General features: G+C 71.8%; 4 protein-coding genes. All 4 read left to right on the forward strand.

From position 1 onward, the window contains the following. Positions 1–106 precede the first annotated feature (106 nt). Positions 107–1,273, forward strand: a complete 1,167-nt coding sequence (locus ETD96_RS41700) for an ROK family transcriptional regulator (protein WP_138641997.1) — start codon at positions 107–109, stop codon at positions 1,271–1,273. Between the two features lie 77 nt (positions 1,274–1,350). Continuing rightward, the gene (locus ETD96_RS41705; RefSeq protein ID WP_138641998.1) at positions 1,351–2,820 is read left to right on the forward strand and encodes a sulfatase family protein; all 1,470 of its coding nucleotides are present in this window, start codon (positions 1,351–1,353) and stop codon (positions 2,818–2,820) included. Then, the gene (locus ETD96_RS41710) at positions 2,820–3,677 is read left to right on the forward strand and encodes an ABC transporter permease (protein ID WP_138641999.1); all 858 of its coding nucleotides are present in this window, start codon (positions 2,820–2,822) and stop codon (positions 3,675–3,677) included. Before ETD96_RS41705 ends, ETD96_RS41710 begins: the two co-directional genes overlap by 1 nt. Next, complete coding sequence (locus tag ETD96_RS41715; RefSeq protein ID WP_138642000.1) at positions 3,674–4,414, forward strand: ABC transporter ATP-binding protein; 741 nt, start codon at positions 3,674–3,676, stop codon at positions 4,412–4,414. Before ETD96_RS41710 ends, ETD96_RS41715 begins: the two co-directional genes overlap by 4 nt. Positions 4,415–4,534 lie beyond the last annotated feature (120 nt).

The following is a 4,534-nucleotide window of genomic DNA, read 5'->3' on the forward strand; positions in this document are numbered from 1 at the left end:
GTGTCTTAGGGTCTCGTGGGCTCGGAGATGTTTATAAGAGACAGCCACCAGAAATATTCTTCCGGAGCATTGACATTAATCTCCGGCGTCGTCCATGCTGCCGGACATGGAACGACGGGCGGACGCGCTGCAGCGGCTGCGGCAGGCCCATGAGGAGGTCGTGCTCGCGGCGCTGCGCAGCGAGGGGCCGATGAGCCGCACGCAGCTCACCGCGCGCACCGGCCTGTCCCGCACCACCCTGTTCGCGATCATCTCCGAGCTGATGGCGCGCGGTGCGGTGATCGAGTCCGGGGCCGAGGACGACGGCCGGCCGCGCGGGCGCGGGCGCCCCGCGACGCGGGTGTCGCTCAACCCGGACGCGGGCCTGCTGATCGGCGTCGACCTCGGCCGCCGCCGCATCCGGGTCGCGATCGCCAACGTCGCCCGGCAGGTCATCGCGACCGCCGTGGACGACTCGGCCTCCGACGCCGACGAGGGCGAGCAGGCCGACCTGGCCGTCGCGCTCATCCACAAGGTGTGCGAGGACCGGCACATCGGGCTGCGCGCCCTGGAGGCGGTCGGCGTCGGGCTGGTCGGCGTGATGGACGCCTCCAACCGGCGCTGGCGGGCGGCGGAGCGGCTGGCGGCGGCGTTCGACACCCGCGTCGAGGCCGACAACAACGCCCGGCTGGCGGCGCTGGCCGAGCAGACCTGGGGCGCCGCGCGCTCGACCGAGGACGTCGTGTACGTGCGGTGGTCGGTCGGCGTCGGCGGCGGCTTCATCTCCGGCGGGCGGCTGCTGCGCGGCGCGCACGGCGCGTCCGGCGAGCTCGGGCACGTGACGGTCGACCCGGCGGGGCCGCGCTGCCACTGCGGCGGGCGCGGCTGCCTGGAGGAGCTGATCGGCGTGCCGGCGCTGCTGCGCGCGGCGGCCGGGCGGGGCGTGCGGCTGACCGGCACCGACGACCTGCTGGAGGCGGCGCAGGCGCGGACGCCCGCGGTGACCGGGGTCGTCGTGGAGGCGGCCCGGACGCTCGGCCGCGTCCTCGCCGGCACGGTCGCCCAGCTCGATCCCGAACGCGTCGTCGTGGGCGGCGACCTCGCCCAGCTCGGCGGCCTCGTCCTCGACCCGATCAGGGGGGCGATCGGCGAGTACGCCCTGCCCGGTACGCAGCGCACCCTCGACATCGTCCCGGCCGACCTCGGACCCGCCGCGTCGGCGATGGGCGCGATCGCCCTCGTGCTGCGCGACCGGGACCCACGATCCCCCGACCCGACCACCGCGGACGCCTAGGACCAGCGGCCGGAGACCGTCACCGGCAAAATAGCGCCCATTTCTGTAAACCCTTGGGAATTAATGAACGGAGCGTCGTGTCCTCTCGCAACGTCCTGATCCTCATGACCGACCAGCACCGGGTCGACACGCTGGGCTGCTACGGCAACCCCGTGGTCAGCACCCCGGCGCTGGACGGCGTGGCGGCCGAGGGCACCAGGTTCGACCGGTTCTACACGCCGACCGCGATCTGCACCCCGGCCCGCGCCTCCCTGTTCACCGGCACGCACCCGTTCCGGCACGGCCTGCTCGTCAACCCCGAGCGCAACGGCGGCGCCAAGGACGAGGTGGACGACGACTTCCCCAACTTCGTCCGGCCGCTGCTCGACGCCGGCTACAGAGTCGGCCACGTCGGCAAGTGGCACATCGGGCGCGAGCGCGGGCCCGAGTACTACGGCCTGGACGGCGAGCACCTGCCGGGCGCGCTGAACCCGTTCCACCACCCGTCCTACCAGGCGTGGCTCAAGGAGAACGGGCACCCGCCGTTCAAGGTCCGCGACGCGGTCTTCGGCAAGGCGCCCAACGACTCCGGGCGCGGCCACCTGATCGCCGGGCGGCTGGAGCAGCCGGCCGAGGCGACCGTCGAGGCGTTCCTCGCGGACCGGACGATCGAGCTGATCGACCGGTACGCCGCCGAGGACAGGCCGTTCGTCCTGACGTGCAGCTGGTACGGCCCGCACCTGCCCTACCTGCTGCCCGACGCCTACTACGACCTGTACGACCCGGCGGACGTCCCGCTGCCCGCGTCGATGGCCGAGACCTTCGACGGCAAGCCCGACGTCCAGCGCCGCTACGCCGAGTACTGGTCCGCCGACCACTTCGACGCCGACGCCTGGCGCAAGCTCATCGCCGTCTACTGGGGCTACGTCACGATGATCGACGAGCAGGCCGGGCGGATCCTCGACCGGCTCCGCGAGCACGGCCTCTGGGACGACACCGCGATCGTGTTCACCGCCGACCACGGCGAGTTCACCGGCTCGCACCGGCTGAACGACAAGGGCCCGGCGATGTACGAGGACATCTACCGGATCCCCGGGATCATCCGGGTGCCGGGCGCGCCGGTCCGGACGGTCGACGAGTTCGCCACGCTCATCGACCTGCACGCGACGATCCTCGACCTCGCCGGGCTGCCCACCGGGGAGCCGTGCGACGGCCGCAGCGTCCTACCGCTCATCAACGGCGAGGACGACCCGCGCCCGGAGGTGGTCGCCGAGTTCCACGGCCACCACTTCCCGTACTCGCAGCGCATGATCCGGGACCGCCGGTACAAGTTCGTGTTCAACCCCGAGAGCGTCCACGAGCTGTACGACCTGGAGAAGGACCCGCACGAGCTGCGGAACGTCTACACGGCGCCCGCCTACGCGGACGTGCGCCGGGACATGACCGTCCGGCTGTACCGGGAGCTGGTGCGCCGGGGCGACCCCGCCTACACCTGGATGAGCTACATGGCCGACATCGGCACGGGCCGCGCGCCCGACGTCGACGGCGTCGCCGACGAGGTCGCGTGATGGCCGCCGTCGAGAAGACAGGCGTCGAGAAGACCGCCGTCGAGAAGACCGAGGCGAAGGCGCCCGCCGCCGTGCGGGCGCCGGAGACCGCGAAGGCGAAGGCCCGCAAAGCGCGGGCGCGCACCGCCGGGCTGACCGCCGCGTCCGCCGTGCTCGGCATCGGGGTGTGGGTCGGGCTGTCCAAGAGCGGCATCGACGGGTTCCCCGGCCCGGTGTCGGTCGTCGAGCGCGCCGGGGAGCTGATCGAGCAGGGCACGCTGTTCAGCGACCTGGCCGCGAGCCTCCGCCGGGTGCTGATCGGGTTCGTGCTGGGCGTCCTGCTCGCGATCCCGGTCGGGTTCGCGATGGGCTGGTACCCGGTGCTGCGCGGCCTGTTCGAGCCGTGGCTGCAGTTCTTCCGGATGATCCCGCCGCTGGCGATCATCCCGCTGGCGGTCGTGCTGATGGGCATCGACGAGACCCCGAAGATCTTCGTGATCTTCCTGGCGTCGTTCCTGTCGTCGGTCGTGTCGACCTACCAGGGCGTCATCTCGGTCGACAAGACGCTGATCAACGCCGCGCGGGTGCTCGGCGCCCGGGACCGGACGCTGTTCACCGACGTCGTGGTGCCGGCCTCGACCCCGTTCATCCTCGTCGGCATGCGGATCGGGCTCGGCGCGTCCTGGGCGACGGTCGTGGCGGCCGAGCTGATCGCCGCGCAGGGCGGGCTCGGCTACCGGATGCAGCAGGCGCAGCTCTACTACGAGCTGCCCACCATCTTCGTCTCGCTGATCGTGATCGGGCTCGTCGGGCTCGTGATGGACCGGCTGCTGCTCCTCGCCGAGCGGCGGCTCACCGGATGGCAGGAGCGCCGATGACCAAGATCGCATTCCGGGACGTCACCCACCGGTTCGAGACGTTCACCGCCCTCGACCACGTCTCGCTCGACATCGCCGACGGCGAGTTCGTGACGGTCGTCGGGCCGTCCGGCTGCGGGAAGAGCACGCTGCTCAACCTCGCCGCGGGCCTGCTCGAACCCGGCGCCGGCACCGTCGAGGTGGACGGCAGGCGGGTCAAGGGCCCCGGGCCCGAACGCGGCGTGATCTTCCAGCAGTACGCGCTGTTCCCCTGGATGAGCACCCGCAAGAACGTCGAGTTCGGGCTGAAGATCGCCGGGGTGGCGAAGAAGGAGCGCCGCGCCACCGCCGAGCACTACCTCGACCTCGTCGGGCTCGCCGACTTCGCCGACGCGCTCCCGAAGACGCTGTCGGGCGGGATGAAGCAGCGCTGCGCGATCGCCCGCGCCTACGCGGTGAACCCGTCGGTGCTGCTGATGGACGAGCCGTTCGGCGCGCTCGACGCGCTCACCCGCGTCCAGCTCCAGGACGGCCTGCTCGACACCTGGACCCGCGAGCGGCGCACCGTCATGTTCATCACCCACGACGTGGACGAGGCCGTCTACCTGGCCGGACGAGTGGTCGTGATGGCCGCCCGCCCCGGCCGCGTGCACCGGGTCATCGACGTCGACCTGCCCTACCCCCGCACCGAGGAGATCCGCCTGTCGCCGGAGTTCGACGAGCTCCGCCGCGAGGTCTGGAAGGCCGTCTACTGCTGAGGACCCTCTCGCCTTCGACCGCTTTCAGTCCGGGAGACAAGCTAGACCCGCTGATCCACGAGTGCGGGGCGGGTCCGCGTTCATACGGTAACACGCTACCCCGGTGACCTGCGTCGACGC

Origin of the sequence: Actinomadura geliboluensis, assembly GCF_005889745.1 — a bacterium.
Lineage (GTDB): Bacteria > Actinomycetota > Actinomycetes > Streptosporangiales > Streptosporangiaceae > Spirillospora > Spirillospora geliboluensis.

Coding starts and splice junctions, on each gene's coding strand:
- ETD96_RS41710 (WP_138641999.1), top strand. CDS start 2,820: ATGGCCGCCGTCGAGAAGACAGGCGTCGAGAAGACCGCCGTCGAGAAG.
- ETD96_RS41700 (WP_138641997.1), top strand. CDS start 107: ATGGAACGACGGGCGGACGCGCTGCAGCGGCTGCGGCAGGCCCATGAG.
- ETD96_RS41715 (WP_138642000.1), top strand. CDS start 3,674: ATGACCAAGATCGCATTCCGGGACGTCACCCACCGGTTCGAGACGTTC.